Below are 20764 nucleotides of genomic sequence, written 5' to 3' on the forward strand. Positions count from 1 at the left end.
GCTCCGTTTTGTTTGCGAAAGAGCTGCGGTAGGCGGGCAGGCTCGCTTTATTCGGCCGCTGCGGTCGCGGGTTGCCGCTGCCCGTCGTTCGGTCCCGTTCGCGCCATCTGCTCGTCGAGCCAGAGGCTGTGGTGCTCGCGCGCCCAGTTGACGTCGACTTCGCCCGAGCCCATGGCCGCGAACGCACCTTCCATGCCGATGGTGCCGATATAGATGTGCCCGATCATCGCCGCGACGAACAGGACCGCCACAATGGAGTGGACGATCTGGGCCATCTGCATGCTTTCGATACCTGTGCCGTAGAACGGGAACATCAGCGCATAGCCGCTCGCCGCGACGAGCCCACCACCGATCACGACGATCCAGTAGATCATTTTCTGGCCGCCATTGAAGCGATTGGCCGGCGGATGGTCATGCCCGATCAGGCCGCCACCCCGCTTGGCCCATTCGATATCCACCTTGCTGGGAATGTTGCCGCCGATCCACATCAGGAAGATCAGGACGACCCCCAGCGTGAACGGGAAACTCAGATAATTGTGGGCGTATTTGGCCCATTGCGACCATTCGGAAAAGGCCTCGAAACCGATCAGCGGCAATAGCAGTTGCCGGCCAAAGGTGACGTTGAGGCCAGAGATCGCCAGGATGATGAAGCAGGTTGCCGTCATCCAGTGCACGAAACGTTCGAAACCGTTGAAGCGCACGATGGTGCGGCCCGAGCGGCCGCTTTCCAGTCGAACCATGCCGCGGGTGAGATAGAAGATCATGATCAGGGCGATCATGCCGATGATGGCAACGCCGCCGATCCAGGGCAGCGTCACCATGCGGAATTCCCGCCATTCCCGCCCCTGCGGCTGCTCGAGAACGCCGGACCGCTGATCCGGAATGCTGACACGCCCTTGAATCCGGTTCAGCTCCTGCAGAAGCTGCTGCTCCTTGACCGCGCTTGCAGTCGGATTGACCTGCTGAGCACTCGCAGGCGCCGCCATCGCCAAGAGAAGCAGCGTGCAAACGCCGAACGCCAGGCGAATGAACCTTCCAAATGACGCCATCACGTCCTCCCCGGTATTTGCGCGCCCTTCTGTTGCCACCTCAGGACTCGATCGCCTCGCGATATGCGGTCTTCCAGCCCCACGCACCGGAGCCGTAGCCGCGCTTCATGACGCGCTCCTTGTAGATCTGCGCGATGATCTCGCCGTCGCCCGCAAGCAACGATTTGGTCGAGCACATTTCCGCGCAGAGCGGCAGCTTGCCTTCGGCCAGCCGGTTCGCACCGTATTTCGCGTATTCCTCCTTGCTGCCGTCGGCCTCCGGGCCGCCGGCGCAATAGGTGCACTTGTCCATCTTGCCCCGCGAGCCGAAGTTTCCGACCTTTGGATATTGCGGCGCGCCGAACGGACAGGCGTAGAAGCAATAGCCGCAGCCGATACAGAGGTCCTTGGAGTGCAGCACCACGGCATCGGCCGTGGTGTAGAAGCAGTTCACCGGACACACCGCCGCGCAGGGCGCGTCCGTGCAGTGCATGCAGGCCATCGAGATCGAGCGCTCGCCCGGCTTGCCGTCGTTGATGGTGACGACACGCCGCCGGTTGATGCCCCAGGGCACCTCGTGCTCGTTCTTGCAGGCGGTGACGCAGGCGTTGCACTCGATGCAGCGATCAGCGTCGCAGAGAAATTTCATCCGAGCCATGTGCGTGCTCCTCTCAGGCTGCGACGATCTGACAAAGGGTGACCTTCGGCTCCTGCATGCCGGTTGCAGGATCGTAGCCGTAGCTCGTGATCGTGTTGGCGCTCTCGCCCAGCACGATCGGGTCGGTGCCGGCAGGATAGTTCTTGCGCAGGTCGTTACCGCCGAGCCAGCCGCCGAAATGGAACGGCATCCAGGCGACGCCCTTGCCGACGCGTTCGGTCACCATCGCCTTCATCTTGGCCCGCGAGTTGTTCTCAGCGCCGCTCACCCAGACCCAGCCGCCGTCCTTGATGCCGCGGTCAGCGGCATCAGCCGGGCTGATCTCGATGAACATGTCCTGTTGCAATTCGGCGAGCCACGGATTGGTGCGGGTTTCCTCGCCGCCGCCTTCGTATTCGACGAGACGTCCGGAGGAGAGGATCAGCGGGAACTGCTTGGCGATCCCCTTCTCCACCGCCGCCTTCTGCACCGAGAAGCCGATGTTGGGCAGACGGAACTGCTTGGCATCGGGCAAGGTCGGATACTTCTCGACGAGGTCGACGCGCGGCGTGTAGATCGGCTCGCGGTGCACCGGGATCGGATCCGGTAGACCGAACGCATTCATGCGCGCCTTGCCGTTGCCGAAGGGCACGCAGCCATGCTTCAGCGCGACGCGCTGGATGCCGCCGGAGAGGTCGAGCGCCCAAGACACCGCATCCGGATTGGCCGGGTTGACCCGCTGGATGGTCGCCATCTCGGCCTCGGTGAGATCCGTGTCCCAACCGAGCTTCTTCAGGCTCGCCAGCGTGAACTCGGGATAGCCGTCCTCGATCTCCGATCCCTTGGAGAAAGACTTGTCGGCGAGCAGGCTCACCTTCCGCGTCGTGCCGTCGGGCAGCTTCTCCTCGCGCTCGATGCCGAAGCGCGGACGGAATGCGCCGCCGCCGTCCATGACGTGCAGATTGTTGTTGTAGAGCAGCGGCGAGCCGGGATGCTTCACCTCGGGCGAACCCCAGCACGGCCAAGGCAGGCCGTAATAATCGCCGCCGACTTCCGGATCGTCCTTGGGCGCGCGCATCGTCACCAGGTCGAACTTGTGCTGGTTCTTCATATGCGCCTTGATGCGCTCCGGCGACTGGCCGCAATAACCGGTCGACCAGCTTCCACGGTTGATCTCGCGCAGCACGTCCTCGGGGACCGGAAGATTGTTCTCGACCTTGATGTTCTTGAACATCTTGTCGGCGAAGCCGAACTTCTTCGCCAGCAGATAGATGATCTCGAGGTCGTCCTTGGATTCGAAGATCGGCTTGACGATCTGCTCGCCCCATTGCATCGAGCGGTTGGAGGCGACGCGCGATCCCGCGCATTCGAACTGCGTCGCCACGGGCAGGATATAGACGCCGTCCTTGCGCCCGGCCTCGACCGCCAGAGACGCCCAGGTGGTCGGGTGCGGATCGGCGATCACCAGCAGCTCGAGCGCCTTCAGGCCTTTCAGCGATTCGGGAATGCGCGTGATGCTGTTGCTGGCATGGCCTTGCACGAACACGGCCTTGACGTTGTCCTTCTGTGCGACGTCGGCCTTCGGCAACAGCGCGGCATCGAACCAGCGCGTCAGCGGGATGCCTGGCGTCTCCATCTGCTTCTTCTCGTCGAAGCGCGAGACGAGATAGTCGTAGTCGACCTCCCAGACCCGGGACCAGTGCTTCCAGGCGCCCTCCGCGAGGCCGTAATAGAACGGCAACGTCACGATATCGAGCCCGACATCGGTCGCGCCCTGCACGTTGTCATGGCCGCGCAGGATGTTGGCGCCGGCCCCGGCCTTGCCGACGTTGCCCGTCATCAGCAGCGCGATGCAGCTCGCCCGCACGTTGGCGGTGCCGACCGTGTGCTGGGTCTGGCCCATGCACCAGATGATGGTCGCGGGCTTGACCGTCGCGAATGTCTTGGCGACGCGCTCGAGCTGCGCGGCGGGCACACCGGTGACGCGCTCGACCTCCTGCGGATTCCATTTCTCGACCTCCTTGCGCAGGTCGTCGAAGCCGTAGACGCGCTGGGCAATGAATTCCTTGTCCTCCCAGCCGTTCTTCAGGATGTGCCACATCATGCCGTAGAGCACCGGAATGTCGGTGCCGGGACGGATGCGGACATATTCGGTGGCATGTGCCGCCGTGCGAGTCAGGCGCGGATCGAAGACGATGAAATTCGCCTTGTTGAGCTCCTTCGATTCGAGCAGGTGCTGCATGCTGACCGGATGCGCTTCCGCCGCGTTGCTGCCGATGAACAGCATCGTCTTGGAGTTGCGCATGTCGTTGATGCTGTTCGTCATCGCGCCGTAGCCCCAGGTATTGGCGACGCCGGTGACGGTGGTGGAGTGGCAGATCCGCGCCTGGTGATCGGTGTTGTTGGTGCCCCAGAACGCGCCCAACTTGCGGAACAGGTAGGCTCCTTCGTTGGTCATCTTGGCCGAGCCGAGCCAATAGACGGAATCGCTGCCCGATTTCTCGCGAACCTGCAGCAGCTTGTCGCCGATCTCGTTCACCGCCGTGTCCCACGACACGCGCGTCCACTGCCCGTTCACCAGCTTCATCGGATAGCGCAGGCGGCGATCGCTATGCACGAGCTCGCGCACCGAGGCGCCCTTGGCGCAATGCGAGCCACGGTTGATCGGCGAATCCCAGCTCGGTTCCTGCCCGATCCAGACTCCGTTGAGGACTTCCGCCGTCACCGTGCAGCCCACGGCACAATGCGTGCAGATGCTCTTCTTGACGGTGGCGCCGGCCGCGAGCGGGCCGGCGGCGGCCGCCTCCGCCTTTCGCACGTTGCCGACCGGTATGGCCCCGAGCGCGGCGAGCGCGCCGCCGGCCAGACCGGATTTGCGCAGGAATGTGCGGCGATCAAGTCCCCCGCCCTGCCCCGCAAGGGATTCGGCGACGGAACCGCGGCGATCGGAACGCTGGTGTGTTCGCTTGATAAGCACGGCAGCCTCCCTCTCAGGCCGGATAACGATTGACGCGGTAGAACGTCTTCACGTGATCGGATTCCTTGTAGCGCGCCTTGCGCTTCTCATCGTTGGTTTCACTGTCGGCCTGGGCGGACCCGACCAACGGTGTCGCAAGCGCCGCGCCGGCACCGGCGGTACCCAAGCCGACCTTGCGCAGGAAATCGCGGCGTCCGACCTTTGCTTTCGTCTCGTCACTCATCGCATCTCTCCCGGACCGAAGCGCCTCGGTCAGCTGGCGAATGTAAATGCTTCCGTCTCGATTTCGATGAAACTGCGGCCGAGCGCGCCGACTGCGCGATAGAAACGGGCAGTCCCCGCGTTCTCGATGTCGGCGAACAACCGCCCCATCCATGGCGACACGTGCTTTTCGAAGAAGGCGCGCTGCGCCTCGTGCGAGGCATCGAAGCGGCCATCGGCAAGGCCCGACATGATCTCGCACAGGATGGCAGCGTGATCTTCGGGTTCGGAATCGTTGGCGATACGCTCGATGCCGAGCGTCATCAGGTCGCCGCGCAGGCGCGACAAGGGCCGTTCGTTGAGAAAGCCCGTGAGATAATAGGAAGCATAGGGCAGCAATTCACCGCGGCCGAGCCCGACAAACAAATCGAAATACTCCCGCTCGACCTTCGCTGGGACGGCGTTCGAGGCGGCCTCGGCAAGCGCCGCATGCGCGCGCCCGAGCGGCGTCGCGTCTCCGCTGAGCGCGGCGAGCTGATCGAGCAGGCGCTTCGACGGAGGCGCAGACAGCAGCACCGCGAGCAAGGCGTATTCCTGCGCGCGCGCCGCATCGATGGAATCGACGAGTTCGGCTGAGCCGGCTTGCTCACCGTAAAGATCGGGCCGCAGATCGTTTCGGGAGACGCCGGTCGCCGTTTCGACTGCAACCACCCGTTGTGCGGGCACACGGGTCCAATTCGAGACGGACGGCTGGCTGATGCCTATTTTGCGTGCAAGCTGAGCGATGCCGCCTGCGGCATCGATCGCTCGATCAAGCCCGTCATCCCGCACGTGGACCTCCCATCCAAGTCCCGTCTGCTCGATTATCGCTTTTGTTACAAAGCAGTAGGTAGCGTAATCCGGGTTCCTGCTACGGTCAATCGCCTGCCATAGCCTCTCCCTATAGCCTTTGGTCGTGGGTCAGCGCGGCAGTGCACCACCATGCGTGCGGGACCTCACCGGCTCCGCAGAATCCGCAGGTCCTTCACCCACTGCCGGTTGCACTGCAGCAGGAATTGCCTGGTGCCGCGTCTCATCGGGCGGCTCAACGACATTGGAAACAAGTGCCACATCGGCTTGATGCGATTCCGCCGGAGAATCCGCCGGTTCGATCGATGCCTCGGCAAGAGACTGGGCCGCAGACTGAGCCGCCTCGCGCACGCCGCCGACGATGCGATCGACCAGTGCTGCCAGTTCCTCCGAGGAGCAATCCAGCGGGCCAAATCCCGGCATCGCCGTCGGGTCGTTGAAGTCCCATGCATTCTCCGCAAGCCCGACGAAGTCGCGAATCGCGGGATCGGTCGCCCAAGCGCGGCGAAGGGCCGCACGGCTCAACTCCCGAGGAATCCCCTTGCCGAGGAAAGCCGTGATGTCGGTGGCAGCATTGATCTCGTCGATCGAGGGCAGACTCGATAGGTCGAATTCAGTCTCGTCCTCTTTTGATTCGAGCGGCGGCGCGGGCTGCGCCGGGGCAGGCTTTGCCGGCTCCGCTCGCGATTGCTGTTTGCGGCGGGACCAACGCGCAAGGAAGTCCTCCTCACTCATTCCTGTCCGCCTTCATGTTCGCGCCGCGCCAGCGCCTCCGGATCGGCACGGCGCCGCTTGCGCTTGACGAATTCGCGCTCGACATGGTGCTCGGCCACGAAGCTTTCAATCGCCTCGCGCAGCACTTCCGGCATCGGCACGGCCTCGACGAGATTGTCGGCGGCTTCGGTAAAGCCTTCGCCCTCGGCGGGGTCGGCGGTCACCGCGGTGACGGCGTAGGGCCAGGCGCCTTCCGCGGGCGACAGCACGACCCAGATGCTCGGACGGCCGGAGGCGAGATTGTCGCGATAGCGCGCCGTCTCCGACGGATAGAGATCGATGGTCGCGCTTCCGGCATAGAACAGGGTCGTGCCGTCCTGCTCGCGAAGCACGGTCCAGGGTTGGGTCGACGGCTCGTCCGGCAGGACAGCAATTCCGCGCCAGATGAAATCGACCCAAGGCGAGTCGGCTTTGCGCCGCTCGACCACGACGCCGACGGCAATCGAGAGGGACGGCAATGCCGCGGGGCTCATGTCGCCATCTCCAGCCGCTTCACCGGCAACCCGGTCACCAGATTCTGTGGCTTCATCCGCAGCTTCTGATCCGCCGTCATCGACAGGATCAGGTAGACCGGCTCATCCCCGACATCGTCGAGGGCACGGCTGGAATCCGCAAACGTCAGCCGGAACAGCGCGAGCACGCGATCGGCGTCGCGCTCGCCGAGCTCTTCGCCGTGCCACAGACGGTCGCCGAGCCTCGTGGCATCGGCATCGAGCCCGACATACCAGGTCAGCTTCGCCTCGTGCAGCGCCCGTAGCGGCTCGATCACGACATCGATGCCGAGCAGATGGGAGACCCAACGCGTCATCGCCTGCGCCAGCGCTACAGGTCCGCGGCCATCGGCGGTCAGGTCGAGGGCCATGTCGAACTGGTCGCTGCGGTGCCAATAGGCCTCGGCATTCTCCTCGCCCAACACCTCGACCACCGCATCGGTGGTGGCGCCGAGCATCGACATCAGCGAGAGCACCGGGGTCGGGCTCCGGCCGCCGACGACCTCCTCGTCTCCCAGCAACAAAGCGTGCTCATGTGGGAGAACGCGCTGGATCCGGAAGAACAATTCGGCCGCGCGCAGCACGAACGGGTCGTCACAGCCATCGAGCGCGTTGCGCAGGATGACGTGCACGAGCTGGTTGACGAACAGCGGCGGCAGATCGTTCGCCCCTGATCGCACCCAGGCAAGATAGGCGGCTTCGAGCGTCGGATGCCGCAGCAGAAGATCGCGGAACGCCAGCACGAACTGCCAATTCTCCCTGGCATCCGCATCGGCAATCGCGGCGATCTCGCCGGCGCCGACGGCCTGGCGCGGGTCGGCGAGCAACTCGCGGTGCAGCCGGCGTTCGACCGGACACGCCTCGTCCGGCGGCATCAGCTCGGGACGGGCAAAATAGGCCTTGAGAAATTCGTCCGTGACACGCAGGCCGCCGCCCTCGTCGCGATCGAGCAGGTGGTGACCACAGGCGATCCAGAAATCGTTCATCGGACGGTCGGCTCCCGGCCGAGATCCGCAAGCCTGAGATCGCCGTCCGGCTGGACGTCGTCCTCCATCTCCATGAACGAGAACGCCTTGCCATGCCCCTGCCCTTCCCGGAGCTGCAGCCGGCGGAACGACTCGCGGACCTCCCCGTCGCTCGAGGTGCGGCGCACCGCAATAAGCGAGCTGATGGGATGGCTGCAGAGCGACTGGGCGAAAGCGACCTCCTCTTCGGCGGCCGTTTTCGCTGCCGCCATATCCGGCGCGCCGAAACGATCGACCAATTGCCTCGCCAGCAGATCGACCAGGCCGTGGTAATCGTCCGCGGTCGCCGGAACGATCTGCGCCAGCGTCGACCAGCCCCAGGATTGCACCCCGAGGAAACCACCGCGAAACGCCGCGCGGGCCTTGCCCTCGAGCTTGCCGCCATCGCAATCCCAGAAGCGGAAGGCGCCGGAGACGGCCCATTCGCCCGGCTCTGCCGCCACGTCGAACACGAAGGTGTCGGAGGGATCGAGCGCGATGGTGCGCAGGAGTTTCACAGGCGCGGTCCTCCGAGGGTCGGATCGAGCCAGGACGGCGCCGCGAGCGCCTGGACGAGGTCCCTTCGTTCGATCATCTCCGTCCCGATGCGGCGTGTCAGGAGGTCGCCGCAATCATCGATGCGCTGAATCGTCTGCCTTTCACGTGGCATTCGCGTGAGATAGTCGCGCGCGACGCTGTCGAAGCCGTCGACCCGCCAGCCGTCCAGCGCCAGCATCAGGTGCCGGGCGAAGCTTTCCGTGATCTGCGCCGCGCCCGCCTCGCCAAAGCCTTCCTGGTCAAGCGCCGAGGCCAGCGGGTGGACGCCTGGATCGTCATCGTTCATGGCAACCGTCCGTATCATGGCGCCGAAGACCAGCCAGGGCGGCGGCGCGTCCTCGTCAGCTCCGGAACACCAACCCATCCGTCCGCCGCCGACCAGCCCCCCGTCGATCCTGACCGCATCCGGCCAGCCGATCGTGATCGGCTTGCTCGGCGGTGCATAGGCGCGAAGCGCGTCGGTGAGCGCGACCATGCCTGCGTAGAACGCACGCCGCGCACTGCGCAACGGCTCGGCCGGCTCGAGCACCACGGCGAACTCGGCGAGGTCGAAGCGGCCGACATAGACGAGCGTTCCGGCGCCGCTCTCCGGTGCGATGCGGCATGCATGGGCAAAAGCGTCGCCGCTCTCGCGCAATCGCACCAATGTGAACGGCGGCGGCAGGTGGATCGGTTCCGCCGCGGAAACATGGCTCACTGGGATCGACGGCAGTCCGTCCTCCGCTTTCCTTTTCTTCCCGATGGATAATGTCTATACGAGGCGAAGGGCCGGCGCGAGTCCGTCGTCGTCGTCCGAAAGGCGGAGGAGTTAACCTGGAGCAGCCGTCGAAGACCATCCTGATCTGCTCGTGCGAAGACACGATGCGCCTCGACGTGCCTGCGATCCGGCGCGGATGTCCGAACAGCGAGGTCAAGAGCTTCCGCCACCTCTGCGGGGCGGAGCTCGATCATTTCCGCAACATGGCCGCGACAGAAGGCGTGTTGACGGTCGCCTGCACGCAGCAGGCGGCGCAATTTTCGGACGAGGCCGGCGAGCGGCCTGATGCGATCGGCTTCGTCAATATCCGCGAGACGGCCGGCTGGTCCCGCGACGGCGCGCACGCCGGCGCAAAAATGGCCGCTCTGCTTGCATCCGCCTCCATCCCCGCCCCGGACTATCCTCTCGTCACCTTGTCGAGCGAGGGCGTCATCCTGATCTACGGGCGCAATGAGGCCGCGATCGAGGCCGGCCGCCTGCTTGCCGATCACCTCGACGTCACCGTGATGCTGAAGCAGCTCGATGACACGGTGCCGCCGGTTGCCACGGTGTTCCCGATCGTGAAGGGCACGATCCGCTCCGCGAAGGGACATTTCGGCGCATTCGAACTTGTCATCGACGATTATGCGCCTCCCCGCCCCTCCTCGCGCGATCGCTTTGTGCTCGACCCGCCGCGAAGCGGGGTCACCTCGCGCTGCGATATCGTGCTCGATCTTTCCGGCGGTCCGCCACTGTTTCCCGCCCACGACCTGCGCGACGGCTATCTCCGCGCCGACGCGAAAGATCCCGCCGCGGTGCTGCGCGCCGTGCTGACCGCGCGCGATCTCGTCGGCAGCTTCGACAAGCCGAAGTATGTCGAGGTTGCGCCCGCGCTTTGCGCCCATTCGCGCTCGAAGCGCACGGGCTGCCATCGCTGTCTCGATCTTTGCCCGACCGGGGCGATCACGCCCGTCGGCGATCATGTCGCAATCGATCCGAATATCTGCGCGGGCTGCGGCCAATGCGCGGCGGCCTGCCCGACCAGCGCGGCCTCCTACGCGCTGCCGCCCGCCGATACGCAGCTCCATAAACTTCGCGCCATGCTGCTCGCCTATCGCGAGGCCGGCGGCGCGGATGCGGTGCTGCTCTTTCACGACAGCCCGCACGGCACGCCGTTGATCGACGCCCTCGCGCGGCATGGCGACGGCCTGCCGGCGAACGTGCTTCCCTTTGCCGTCAACGAGCTCACGCAGGTCGGGCTGGAGGCGATCGTCGGCGCCTTCGCCTATGGCGTCTCTGCCGTGCGCTTCCTGCTCCGTGGCAAGCCGCGCCACGACGTGACCGGATTGACGCAGACGATCGCGATGGCTGAGGCGATCCTCGGCGGCCTTGGATTTGCGGGCCGTCGCCTCGCCACCATCGAAACCGACGATCCCGACGCGCTCGGCGCGCATTTGACTGATATCGGCACGCTCGCTGCGGTCCCGACGCCGGCAACTTTCAAGACCGTCGGCAAGCGGCGCGACCTCTTGCGGTTCGCCCTCAGCGAGCTGCACCGGCTGGCGCCGCAGCCGGTCGACGTCATCGCGCTGCCGCAAGGTGCGCCGGTCGGCGCAATCAGCGTCGAGACCGATGGCTGCACGCTGTGCCTGTCCTGCGTCTCGGCCTGCCCGACCGGCGCATTGCGCGACGATCCCGAGCGGCCGGTGCTGAAATTCATCGAGGATGCCTGCGTGCAGTGCGGCCTGTGCCAGAGCACCTGTCCGGAAAAGGTCATCAGCCTCAAGCCGCAGATCGATTTCCGGGCGGCACGCGCGCCTGCCGTTGTCATCAAGGAAGAGGAGCCCGCGCTCTGCGTCCGCTGCGGCACGCCCTTCGGCGTCAAGAGCACGATCGAACGCATCGCCGCCAAGCTCGAAGGCCGGCACTGGATGTATCCGGCCGGCGACAAGCGAATCGAGGCGCTCAGGATGTGCGCGGACTGCCGCGTCGTGGTCATGAGCGAACAGCAATTCGATCCGTTCAAGGGCGTTCCGGAACGAACGCCGCCGCGAACGACGGATGACTATCTCCGCGAACGCAACGGCAAGGACTAAAGCGGACGCCGTCGAATCGGCGCAATGCAATCATCTCGACGTCGCGCGGCCCAGAAAGTCGGTCAGCGCGCGCCGGTCCTCGGCCGAGCCGATGCGCTGCTCCGGCATCTTCGTGCCGGGGGTGTAGGCATTCGGCCCGATTTCGAACAATCGTGCGACGGTTTCCGGCGTCCAGACGATGTCCATCGTCTTCAGTGCATCAGAGAAGCGATATCCCGGCACCGAAGCGATCTTGCGGCCGTAGAGTCCCGCAAGCGTGGGACCCGCACGCTGCACCTCCTTGTCCGAGAGCGTGTGGCACGCAACACAGGCCCGAAACACATCGGCGCCGTGATCACCGGCGTAGGCCGCAAGCGGGTCGGCCGGTGTGCCGATCAGGCTTGAACCGATGGGATTGCCGGTGCGGGCATTCCAACGCCTGATTCTGCCGTCCGCACCACCCGTCATCAGTGTCTCGCGATCGGCAAGGAAGGCGACCGCCCACACCGGCAGCCCGGGCCCAACCAGGGTGCGCAGCAGGTTGCGCGACTTGCGATCGATGATCGCCACCGTGCCGCCGATCCCGGCCGCAGCGATCAGCGCACCGTCCGCCGACATGGCCAAGGCCACCACCGGCGTCGGACTGGCCGCGACTTCGCCGCTGACCTTGCCGTCCGTTGTCAGCATGCGCAGCCTGCCATCGACCGCGCCCGTGACGATTTCACCATCCGGCGCGACAGCTACCGCGTTCAGCGGCGCCGGCAAAGTCACGATGTCAGGTTGGCCATCCGGCAGACGCCAGATGCGCAGCGCAAGATCGTAGCCGACACTGACGAGCCTGCCGTCCGGCAGGAAAGCGACACCGTTGACGTTCTGCGTATGCCCTTCGAGCACGCGGGAGGTGCCGTCCGACAGCGACCAGAGCCGCACTGTCCGGTCCCATGACGCCGATGCGAGAAGCGTCCCATCGGACGACACAGCAAGCGCTGCGATCGGTGCGACATGTCCCTCCAGCACCCGGTCCGGCTCCGGCCGGCCCGCCGTCCACACCGCAATGCGCGCATCGGCGCCGGCCGTGATCATGCGGCCGTCTTTGACAAAGGCGACGGCATTGACGCCATCGGCATGATACCGCAGCACTTGCTCTGCCGTATCCGTCCTCAGCGACCAGCGGATGACGGCGGTGTCGAAGCTGCCGGAGACAAGGCTGTCGCCATTGGGCGAGACGGCGAGAGCCCGTATCGGGCCACCATGTCCGACCATGTCGGCATGCACGGACGATGCGGCAAAGATGGCCCACAGCACTGCGGCCACCTTCGTGCACAGAGCCGATCTGTTCATTCCTGGCCGCCTGCTGACATTCACCCGCTCGAGATTGCCAGAACAGGCAACGGAAATGAATATCCCGGACCGATCTACTTGGCCGGTGCCGTCGTGGTCTTGGACGACCCCTCCGGCGCGGGCTGCATTCCGGGCGGACTCTGGCCCTGGGGGCTTTCGGGCGGCGCACCACCCGAGCCGGTATTGATCGGACCCGTCCAACCTTGCGGCTGGAGCTGGCCCTTGTCCTCGGGAGGCGTTTGCCCCGTCGGCGAGTTGGTTTGCGCCGGCTGGGCCAGGGCGCCCTCGACAATGCAAAGTGCTGCGAAGCACAGGATCGTTCTCGGTAATTTCACGCCAAGCCTCCGATGCGCTCACCAGGCCTGCAGGAAACTTGCAAGACCCGCATCCGTTCCGGATCGTGCAGCGCAGCAGCGCCGAGCTCCGGTCCCTTGGCTCGATGGGCGATGCGTCTTTCTGCCGATCCCGTGTTCAAGAGCCCCCTAGCGGGCGGATGGCTGATGCGATCGACGAGCTTGCTCGCCGCAGGGCCTGTCGTATAGATGGCGTGGTCCAATCGAGGGAGGCTGAGGATGAAGGCTTTTTTGCTTGGCTGCGTCGCGGCCGTGGTGATCGCGGTTGCCGGGATGGTGATCCTCGATCGCGTGCAGGAGCCCGCCGCGCACGCGTTTGCCACCACCGGGGTGCGTCTCTGAGAAGTCTCACTCGCGCTTGAGCCCGATCGGCCCGAGGATCGACGGAGGGAACGAGCTCGACCTTGCGAACCATAGTTTTCCTGCAGCCGAGGATCGTAGATCATTGCCTGCGCCGTGCAGACGATGGCACCGCGCAAGGTGCGCTCCACGCGCCATTTCCGCCTCCGGCTTCAGAATTCGGTAACCATACGAGCATGGTTGAACGCATTGGCGCAAATTGCGCGGCGGCAGTGTCTGACCTGTAACGGCCTTGGTATAAGCGCAGCTACGGTTCGAGCGACGTTCGCGGATGATCCCGGTTTTCTTGATTGCGCATGAATAAGCCCAGCAACACGTTCGACATCGCCATCGAGCCGTCGTTCGACTTTCTGTCTCCGGAATATGCAGAGCTGTTCGATCGTTCGGCTGCCACTGCCTTCCAGCATCCGGTCTGGTTGCACAGCCTCTACACCAGGCTCGCGCCGGAAACGGATGCAACGGCTCTGGTCGTCGTGGTGCGTTACCGCGACACCGGCGCCCTTGCCATGGTGCTGCCGCTGCTCCGGATCCGGCGCGGTCCGATACGGACCGTCGAGTTCGCCGACTTACGCGTTTCCGACTATCTGGCACCGGTTTGCAGCCCGGACGTGTTCTCGCGATTGCTCCATGATGCGGCTGCATGCGCGCAGATTCGGCGCCTTGTCCGCCCCTTCGATCTGCTGCGAATGGCCAAGCTGCCCGACGGACGGCTTCCGATCGAGGACCTCCTGGCCACGTCCCGCCGCGTTTCGATGAACACCAACGCCTACGCCACGGTTCTGGTCGCGCCGTACGAGCAATGGCGGGCCAGTGCGATGGATCGCTCCTACCAGAAGGAGCTCGCCAAGAAATATCGCCAGCTGCAGAAGAAGGGCGCGCTGAGCTTCTCATGCTGCAGCGACAGCGCCGCCGTGCTCGAGACGATGGAGGTGATGAGGAAGTTTCGCGGCCCGCGCTTTCACGCACAAGGCGACGGAGACCTGCTGCAGCGGCCCGAATATTACGGCTTCTATTCCGACGTCGCCCTTCGAGGCCTTGGCTCTTTTGTCCGTCTCTATGCCATGAAGATGGACGGCGAAGTGATCGCTGCCGTGCTCGGATTGTGTCACCGCGGCAGCTTCCTCATCATCATGAGCGCCTTCGACATCGCCGGCTACAGGAGCCAGTCCATCGGCGCGCTGACGTTCGAACAAGTGGCGCGAGATTGTATCGAGCGCGGAGATCAAATGCTCGACTTTACAATCGGCGACGAGCCATACAAGAAATCGTTCGGCGCACAGCCTTCACCGATGTGGGAGGTCACGCAGGTCGGCAGCGCCGCAGGCGCAATCGCCCTCTTCGCGCTGAAGCAGGCGCCCTGGCTCAAACTGGCGGCCAAGCGGCTATCGGATCTGAAGGTTCAACCCGCGCACACTGCGACGCCCACGCGCTGACCGGCGAAGGTCGCAGAGCTCAAGCGCGCAGCGCGCCGCGGACACGCCCAAGCCAGCCCGGATGCATCTGATCGACGCGGTGTGCAAGACTGCGCCGCAGGAAGTGCAACCGTCGCCGCACGTCCCAGCCGATATCATTGCGCGAGGTCAGCGCCTGGCGGAAGCGTGCCATCTTCAGCGACTGCTGATCCGCCGCGATCTTGTCGCGATCGGCATAGAATTGCGAGATCTTCTCCAGGCCCATGCCTGCAGTCATGAGCCATCGCGGCACATATTCGGTGCAGAGACGGTCGACGTCCACGAGCAGGCGGGCTACGCCCGTTCCGGCCGCGGGACAATTGGTCTGGAACGCATCGCCGATGAGCACGATTCCGGGCCGGAGATGCCCCTCGACGACGGTCAGATCCATCACCCAGTTCTGGACGCGATCGGTCACGCGGAAATCGCCGAGGTAGCTCCGCAATCCCGGCAGCAGGCGCAAGACTGTCGCCTCCGGCTCGCGGCGCAACTCGCGCATAACAGGATCGGTCGGATCGCGGAACATGAAGAGATTGGCACGCATTCCGGCGTGGACGGGAAACAGGCTGAGATAGTCGATGCCATCGGCGGTGCGTTCGCCGTAACAGGTCAACGCCTCGAAATCGAACGGGGTGCCATCCTTGCGCGCGATCGTGAAACCGAACGACACCGAATGGCGCTCGGCCAGCACGCGCCGCCTGATGCCGAGCTTGTAGCCCAGGGCTCCCGCCATGCCGGTGGCCAGAACGACGAGGCGCACCGTCACGCGCCGTCCGGAGGCCAGCTCGAGATGCTGGACATCGCCGCTGCTGCCAATCGCTGTGACCTCATCGACGATCAGGTTGGAGGGATCCGGAAGCTGGCGACGCGCCATTGCGACGAGATCGGCATAGGCAAATCCGTAAGCCCTGCCGACGCTGACATCGACCACCTTGCCCTCACGGATGTTGAGCACTTGATCATATCGGCACGCGACATCTTCGAGCGCATCGAGAAAGCCGAGCTTGCCGAACAGCTCCAGCTGATGGCCGCCGATCTTCTCGACCCGAAACTCATCCGGATGGACTGCCCGCTTGTCGATCAGAGCGACGCGACGCCCTGCCCGCGCCAGCACGGCCGCCGCAAGCGATCCCGCAAGGCCGCCACCGACGATGGCGACGTCCGAGTCGATGGTTGCGGTCTCGTCCCCGTCGACCGGCTCGGTCACGGTTCTCGTCATGGCTCCGGCTCCCACGGTTAACAGCGTCTGCAGTGCAATTCTCTCGCCTGATGTCGCATCGCAGGGCCGGGTGCGAACATTTCCTGAGATTGAGGTTAATGACCGCAGGTGCCCAGTTCGCCGACTCGCCGCGGCACGCGTCTTGCTGTCCCGAATCCATTCTGCACGCGAGCCCCAGATCTCGCCTTCTCAGTCGTCGATGCGGCGTTGTGTCGTCCGTCGCGCGAGTTGGAACGCGCAGATGTTGGACAATGGAGACAGCGATGTTCCAGAACGAAGCAACCCGTATCACCGCGATCGCCGAATCCTCCAACTCGTCCATTAACACTCGCGATTGCTCGACATGCTAGGTTCTCGCCGGTATCGGAACATGTCTCGTCAGGGGAGCGCGGCTCCCTTAATCCTTCCATGATCGCATCCATTCTCCAGTTCATGCGGCGCGACGTCACGCGCGGCGTTGCCGGGACCATCCTGCTCAAGGTCGGCAGCGGCGTGCTCGCGTTCGCGTTGTTCTCGCTGGCGGCGCGGACGATGTCGCCTGACGGCTTCGGCATCTTTGCGACCTGGCTGTCGGTCGCGCAGATCGCAGCCGTCGTAGGACTGGTCGGCCAGGAATCCCTGCTGGTGCGATTCCTGAACGAATATCAGGTCGGCGAAAGGCCGGACCTTACCAAGGGCGTGCTGCAATCGAGCTTGAAGATCGCCTCGGTCGCAATGCTGATCGTGATCGGCGGGATCGCGATCGTCGCGAGCATGAGAGGCGACTGGTGGCTGCTGATCCTTGCGGTGTCGGCCTACACGGCCGTCAATGCCGGATTGATGCTCGGCAGCCAGATCGCGCGCTCGCTGGTCAGCATTCTCATGGGCGAAGGAAACCGCGAGTTCCTTTGGCGGGCCCTCGTCGTCGTGTTCCTGCTCGTCATGCTGCTCGCCCATCGCCAACTCGATCCGGCCGAGCTGTTCGCGGCGATGACGGTCGCCATGTCGGTTGGCCTTGTTGCGCAGATCGTATCCGTCGCGCGCGTGCTGCCGGATCTGCGCAGTACGCCGGCGCGCTCAGAGACGTCACGCTGGCGCTCGAGTGCCCTGCACTTCTGGCTCGCATCGATCCTCGAAGTCGCCAATCAGTATCTCGACGTCATTCTGGTCTACTGGATGCTGGATCCGACGACCGCGGGAATCTACTTTGCCGCCTCGCGCCTCGCCAACATTTTCGCCATGGTGTCCGCGGCGCTTTACACGTTCGGTGCGCGCCGGCTCCCGTCGCTGTATTTCAGCAAGAACCACGGGGAGTTCGCGCGGACCTCGCGCTTGATGGCGGAAGTGACTGGGCTCTGCGTCGTCGCCGGTCTCGCCACGATCTGGATCGGCGGCCCCTATCTCCTCAACCTGTTCGGACCTCATTTCGCCGAACAGCATTCGGTCCTGATCGTGCTCGCAATCGGAACCGCCATCCAGGCGGCGGGTGGCCCGTCTGCTGCGATCCTGCAACTGACCGGTCATGAACGAATCTATGTACCGGTGGTCGCTGCCAACGTCGGGCTGCGGCTCGTCGGATTTCTCGTCCTGGTCCCCTTCCTCGGCGTGCTTGGCGCGGCGATCTCGACGACCGTGTCGCTCGCGCTCGCGACCATCGCCCTGAACGTCCTCTGCCGCCGGCGCAGCGGGGTGGATCCTTCCGTTCTGGTGCTCTTGCGCTTCCCAGCATCGAGGCGCGGCAATTACGCCGTTCGCAGCGCGGACTCGCGTGACTAGGTGTCAGCACGCGCCGCCGGGGTGAACGCGCAGGACCGATTGGTTAACGCGCCAGCCGGGAACCAGCGGAAATGCTGCGCGAACGACGTCGTCGCCATGGATCCGTATTAACTCAGTTTGTTGCTAGCCGGTGTCCGCGAGATGCCCGCATGATAGGTACGGAGTTAAGAAGGTGAAGATTTCGTTGCTTTAGCGGGTCGGGATCCGTGCTCCATTATCAGCCGAACAAGGACCTGGACGAGACGAGCGCGACGGCACCTGCGCGGAACGGCGGTGGGCGAAAACTCCACGTGCTTCTTGCGCAAACCCAGGCCGAGAACGCCGGTGCACAGGAGATCTCCCGGCTGCTCGGCGCCGGGCTGACCGCGCGCGGTTACCGGGTCACCAACCTGTTCTTCTTCCGCAAATCGGACTCCTTTGATGAGCCGCCCGAGACGCTCTATTGCGCGCCGAGCCGGCCGGGCAATCCGCTGGCGCTGCTGCGGATGCTGTGGACGCTCGGCGGCCACATCAGAACCACCAGGCCCGACGCCGTCTTGACCTTCCAGCATTTCGGCAACGTCATCGGCGCCGGCGTCACGCGCCTCGTCAGCCGTGCACCCGTCGTCGCCAATCAGGTTTCATCCGCGCTGGCGATGAGCTGGCCGGTCCGCACCGCCGACATCGCCATGGGCAGCCTCGGCTTCTTCGACTGCATCACGCTCAATTCGCAGGACATGGAGCGCGAATATTCGCGCTACCCCGCAGCCTACCGGTCGCGCATGGTGCATGTGCCGCACGGCTTCGACGACAAGGCCCTTACCCTGTCGAAGGAGGCGGCACGAGGTCAATTCAACCTGCCGCCGGACCGCGTCCTGCTCGGTTGCGCGGCACGGCTGCATCCGCACAAGCGGCTCGATCTGGCGATCGGTCTGCTGCCGGATCAACCGTCCTGGCATCTTGCGCTGGCCGGCCAGGGAGCCGACGAGGCCCGGCTGAGGCAGCTCGCGAACGACTTGAACGTCTCGGACCGTCTGCATTTGCTTGGAGAGATTCCTCCCGGCCGGATGGCGGACTTCCTTGCTTGTCTCGACGTGTTCGTCTTTCCGACCCAGGCCGAGACCTTCGGTCTGGCCGCGGTGGAGGCCGCCAACGCCGGTGTTCCCTCCGTCGTGACCGATCTTCCCGTCCTGCGCGAAGTGTTGTCCTACGAAGGCAGACCGACGGCACTCTTCGTCGATGCCTCCGATCATGCGAAGCTCTCCGCGGCGGTCTCCAGGTTGGTAACCGACGAGCAATTACGTGACGAGCTGCGACAAAACGCCAAAGGCCTGCGGCTGCGCTATTCGGTAGATGCCATGGTCGAGGAATACGTCCGAATTCTCGACCGGGTCGTTTGACCTGATAGGTCGGAACAGATTGGCTCGACATGATCATCGAGTTTCGCTGTGAACGTGACTACGCGCGGCGCTGGATGGACCGCAGGACGCTGTCGGTCGACGGCCGGGACGTGCCGGTGCAAGTTGCATGGACGGCAACGGCGGAGCCGCGGCCGGCAGGTCTCGATGCGCTGTTCGAGCTCGAACGCATCGTGTTGCACAAGGGCAAGCACAGCGGCGCCGACAGGCTGACGATCAGCTCCGAACCAGCACGGGCTAGCATCGGCACCGCCGACGTGATCGTCGATTTCACGAGTGCCCCGCGCGATCCGGCGAGCCCGGCCCGGCTGTATCTGCGGCCGCTGTTCAACGGCGTCGCAGGCGAAAATGCCGCGCTCGCCGCCATCCTCGCCGGCGACCTGCCCGTGATCGAGATCGTCAACGAGATCGACGGTTCGGTCCTCGACCGCGGCCATCCGTCCGGTGAGATTGCTGCGGGCCTCAGTGGTGCGCTCGAAACGGTCATAGCGCGGACCCTGACCATGCTGGCGGCGATCCTGTCGGGAAGGCCGCGCATCGTGCCGCACCTGCCGCGCCCCGCTTCAACTGTCCCGCGCCGCGGACCCGTTGGCTACGTGGCGCGCGGCCTTGCCGTATCGATCGCCAAGGAGATCTATCGCCTCTGCTGCTATGCCCCGCATTGGCATGTCGGATGGCGCTACAACGACGGCCCGGGCGTCTGGCAGACCGGAGACCTGTCAGGTCCAAGCTGGAACGTTCTGGGAGATCCTGGAAACCACTTCTACGCCGATCCCTTTCCCGTCACGTGGCAGGGACGGACCTTCGCCTTCTTCGAGGATCTCGATCACCGTGTCGGAAAAGGTATCATTTCCGCGATCGCGTTCAACGACGCGGGGCCGATCGGCGAGGTGATGCCGGTGCTGGAGGAGCCCTGTCACCTCTCCTATCCGTTCCTGATCGAGGACGATGGCGAGCTGTGGATGATCCCGGAGAGCTCGACCCGAGGGGACGTCGCCCTCTACAAATGCACTCGGTTTCCGGACAAATGGGAGCGATACGCAACGCTCCTTTCCGGCCTCGAGCTGGCCGACGTCACGATCACGCGCCACAACGGCCTGTATTATCTGTTTGGCGCCTGGCGCGCCGGAACGGGTGGCTATTCGGATTCGCTGGCGATCTATTACGCCGATCGCCTCCTGGGGCCCTGGTTGCCCCACGCCAGCAATCCAGTCTTGATCGACCGCGCCAGCACGCGGCCGGCAGGAAACTTCGTCACGCTCAATGACAGACTGTGGCGGCCGGTCCAGGATTGCACCGACGGATACGGCGCAGCGCTTGCCCTGGCGGAAGTGGTCGAGCTGTCGCCGACGGCATTCAAGCAGGTCGTCCGCCACACTCTGAAACCCGGACCGGCATGGCCGGGCAGGAAGCTGCATACTTTGAACCGCTGCGGACGGCTCGAGTTCATCGACGGATCGCGCGTCCAGCCCAAGACCAGTCTCTTCGCGAGCGCAATTCCATCGGGCGTATCACCTGCGCGAACCAATCCCTCCACCGCGCGCTAAGGGCGATGCAA

19 protein-coding genes are annotated in these 20764 nt (G+C 64.7%); 6 read left to right on the plus strand and 13 right to left on the minus strand.

The features are described 5' to 3' along the window. Nucleotides 1–47: 47 nt before the first annotated feature. From ACM43_RS15840 to ACM43_RS15885, 10 genes are all read right to left on the minus strand, one after another. Nucleotides 48–1049 carry a formate dehydrogenase subunit gamma gene (locus ACM43_RS15840; RefSeq protein ID WP_128262429.1) on the minus strand — a complete coding sequence of 334 codons (1002 nt, stop codon included), beginning with the start codon at nt 1047–1049 and terminating at the stop codon, nt 48–50. Between the two features lie 40 nt (nt 1050–1089). Continuing rightward, complete coding sequence (gene fdh3B / locus ACM43_RS15845; RefSeq protein WP_036005105.1) at nt 1090–1686, minus strand: formate dehydrogenase FDH3 subunit beta; 597 nt, start codon at nt 1684–1686, stop codon at nt 1090–1092. A gap of 13 nt (nt 1687–1699) precedes the next feature. Next, nucleotides 1700–4642 (minus strand): formate dehydrogenase subunit alpha, encoded by a 2943-nt coding sequence (locus ACM43_RS15850; RefSeq protein ID WP_271541090.1) that lies wholly within the window; start codon nt 4640–4642, stop codon nt 1700–1702. Nucleotides 4643–4655: 13 nt separating this feature from the next. After that, nucleotides 4656–4865, minus strand: a complete 210-nt coding sequence (locus tag ACM43_RS15855) for a twin-arginine translocation signal domain-containing protein (protein WP_036005112.1) — start codon at nt 4863–4865, stop codon at nt 4656–4658. Between the two features lie 29 nt (nt 4866–4894). Continuing rightward, the gene (locus ACM43_RS15860; protein WP_271541093.1) at nt 4895–5674 is read right to left on the minus strand and encodes a molecular chaperone TorD family protein; all 780 of its coding nucleotides are present in this window, start codon (nt 5672–5674) and stop codon (nt 4895–4897) included. Nucleotides 5675–5803: 129 nt separating this feature from the next. Further along, nucleotides 5804–6427: a DUF3306 domain-containing protein gene (locus ACM43_RS15865; protein ID WP_271541095.1), complete on the minus strand. Its 624-nt coding sequence runs from the start codon at nt 6425–6427 to the stop codon at nt 5804–5806. After that, a complete protein-coding gene (locus tag ACM43_RS15870; protein WP_157282656.1) occupies nt 6424–6939 on the minus strand; it encodes a DUF3305 domain-containing protein in 516 nt (171 codons plus the stop codon). Before ACM43_RS15870 ends, ACM43_RS15865 begins: the two co-directional genes overlap by 4 nt. Beyond that, complete coding sequence (locus ACM43_RS15875; RefSeq protein ID WP_271541097.1) at nt 6936–7943, minus strand: DUF6352 family protein; 1008 nt, start codon at nt 7941–7943, stop codon at nt 6936–6938. The genes ACM43_RS15870 and ACM43_RS15875 overlap by 4 nt, the downstream gene beginning before the upstream one ends. Next, the gene (locus tag ACM43_RS15880) at nt 7940–8479 is read right to left on the minus strand and encodes a DUF6505 family protein (RefSeq protein WP_271541099.1); all 540 of its coding nucleotides are present in this window, start codon (nt 8477–8479) and stop codon (nt 7940–7942) included. The genes ACM43_RS15875 and ACM43_RS15880 overlap by 4 nt, the downstream gene beginning before the upstream one ends. Continuing rightward, on the minus strand, nt 8476–9216 hold the full coding sequence (locus ACM43_RS15885; RefSeq protein WP_271541101.1) for a biotin/lipoate--protein ligase family protein: 741 nt from the start codon (nt 9214–9216) through the stop codon (nt 8476–8478). Before ACM43_RS15885 ends, ACM43_RS15880 begins: the two co-directional genes overlap by 4 nt. Nucleotides 9217–9380: 164 nt before the next feature. Between ACM43_RS15885 and ACM43_RS15890 the strand changes: the two genes are divergently transcribed. Then, nucleotides 9381–11351 (plus strand): 4Fe-4S binding protein, encoded by a 1971-nt coding sequence (locus ACM43_RS15890; RefSeq protein WP_271541103.1) that lies wholly within the window; start codon nt 9381–9383, stop codon nt 11349–11351. A gap of 30 nt (nt 11352–11381) precedes the next feature. On the opposite strand, the gene ACM43_RS15895 is transcribed toward ACM43_RS15890, so the two are convergent. Together ACM43_RS15895 and ACM43_RS15900 are read right to left on the minus strand one after the other, a co-directional pair. Next, a complete protein-coding gene (locus ACM43_RS15895) occupies nt 11382–12671 on the minus strand; it encodes a c-type cytochrome (RefSeq protein WP_271541240.1) in 1290 nt (429 codons plus the stop codon). 74 nt (nt 12672–12745) lie between these two features. Further along, complete coding sequence (locus ACM43_RS15900) at nt 12746–13006, minus strand: hypothetical protein (protein ID WP_128262436.1); 261 nt, start codon at nt 13004–13006, stop codon at nt 12746–12748. Nucleotides 13007–13243: 237 nt separating this feature from the next. Between ACM43_RS15900 and ACM43_RS15905 the strand changes: the two genes are divergently transcribed. Together ACM43_RS15905 and ACM43_RS15910 are read left to right on the plus strand one after the other, a co-directional pair. Next, the gene (locus tag ACM43_RS15905) at nt 13244–13366 is read left to right on the plus strand and encodes a hypothetical protein (RefSeq protein WP_271541106.1); all 123 of its coding nucleotides are present in this window, start codon (nt 13244–13246) and stop codon (nt 13364–13366) included. Between the two features lie 314 nt (nt 13367–13680). Next, nucleotides 13681–14817: a GNAT family N-acetyltransferase gene (locus ACM43_RS15910; RefSeq protein ID WP_271541108.1), complete on the plus strand. Its 1137-nt coding sequence runs from the start codon at nt 13681–13683 to the stop codon at nt 14815–14817. 19 nt (nt 14818–14836) lie between these two features. Here ACM43_RS15910 and ACM43_RS15915 read toward each other — a convergent pair whose 3' ends face one another. Continuing rightward, a complete protein-coding gene (locus ACM43_RS15915) occupies nt 14837–16054 on the minus strand; it encodes an FAD-dependent oxidoreductase (protein WP_271541110.1) in 1218 nt (405 codons plus the stop codon). A 408-nt stretch (nt 16055–16462) separates the two neighbouring features. On the opposite strand from ACM43_RS15915, the gene ACM43_RS15920 reads away from it, so the two are divergent. The 3 genes from ACM43_RS15920 (at nt 16463) to ACM43_RS15930 (ending at nt 20753) form a co-directional block, all read left to right on the plus strand. Further along, the gene (locus ACM43_RS15920) at nt 16463–17809 is read left to right on the plus strand and encodes a lipopolysaccharide biosynthesis protein (protein ID WP_271541112.1); all 1347 of its coding nucleotides are present in this window, start codon (nt 16463–16465) and stop codon (nt 17807–17809) included. Between the two features lie 206 nt (nt 17810–18015). Further along, nucleotides 18016–19188, plus strand: a complete 1173-nt coding sequence (locus tag ACM43_RS15925; RefSeq protein WP_271541114.1) for a glycosyltransferase family 4 protein — start codon at nt 18016–18018, stop codon at nt 19186–19188. A 29-nt stretch (nt 19189–19217) separates the two neighbouring features. Then, nucleotides 19218–20753: a glucosamine inositolphosphorylceramide transferase family protein gene (locus ACM43_RS15930; protein ID WP_271541116.1), complete on the plus strand. Its 1536-nt coding sequence runs from the start codon at nt 19218–19220 to the stop codon at nt 20751–20753. Nucleotides 20754–20764: the final 11 nt, after the last annotated feature.

Source organism: Bradyrhizobium sp. CCBAU 45321 (genome assembly GCF_028128975.1).
Classification (GTDB): domain Bacteria; phylum Pseudomonadota; class Alphaproteobacteria; order Rhizobiales; family Xanthobacteraceae; genus Bradyrhizobium; species Bradyrhizobium yuanmingense.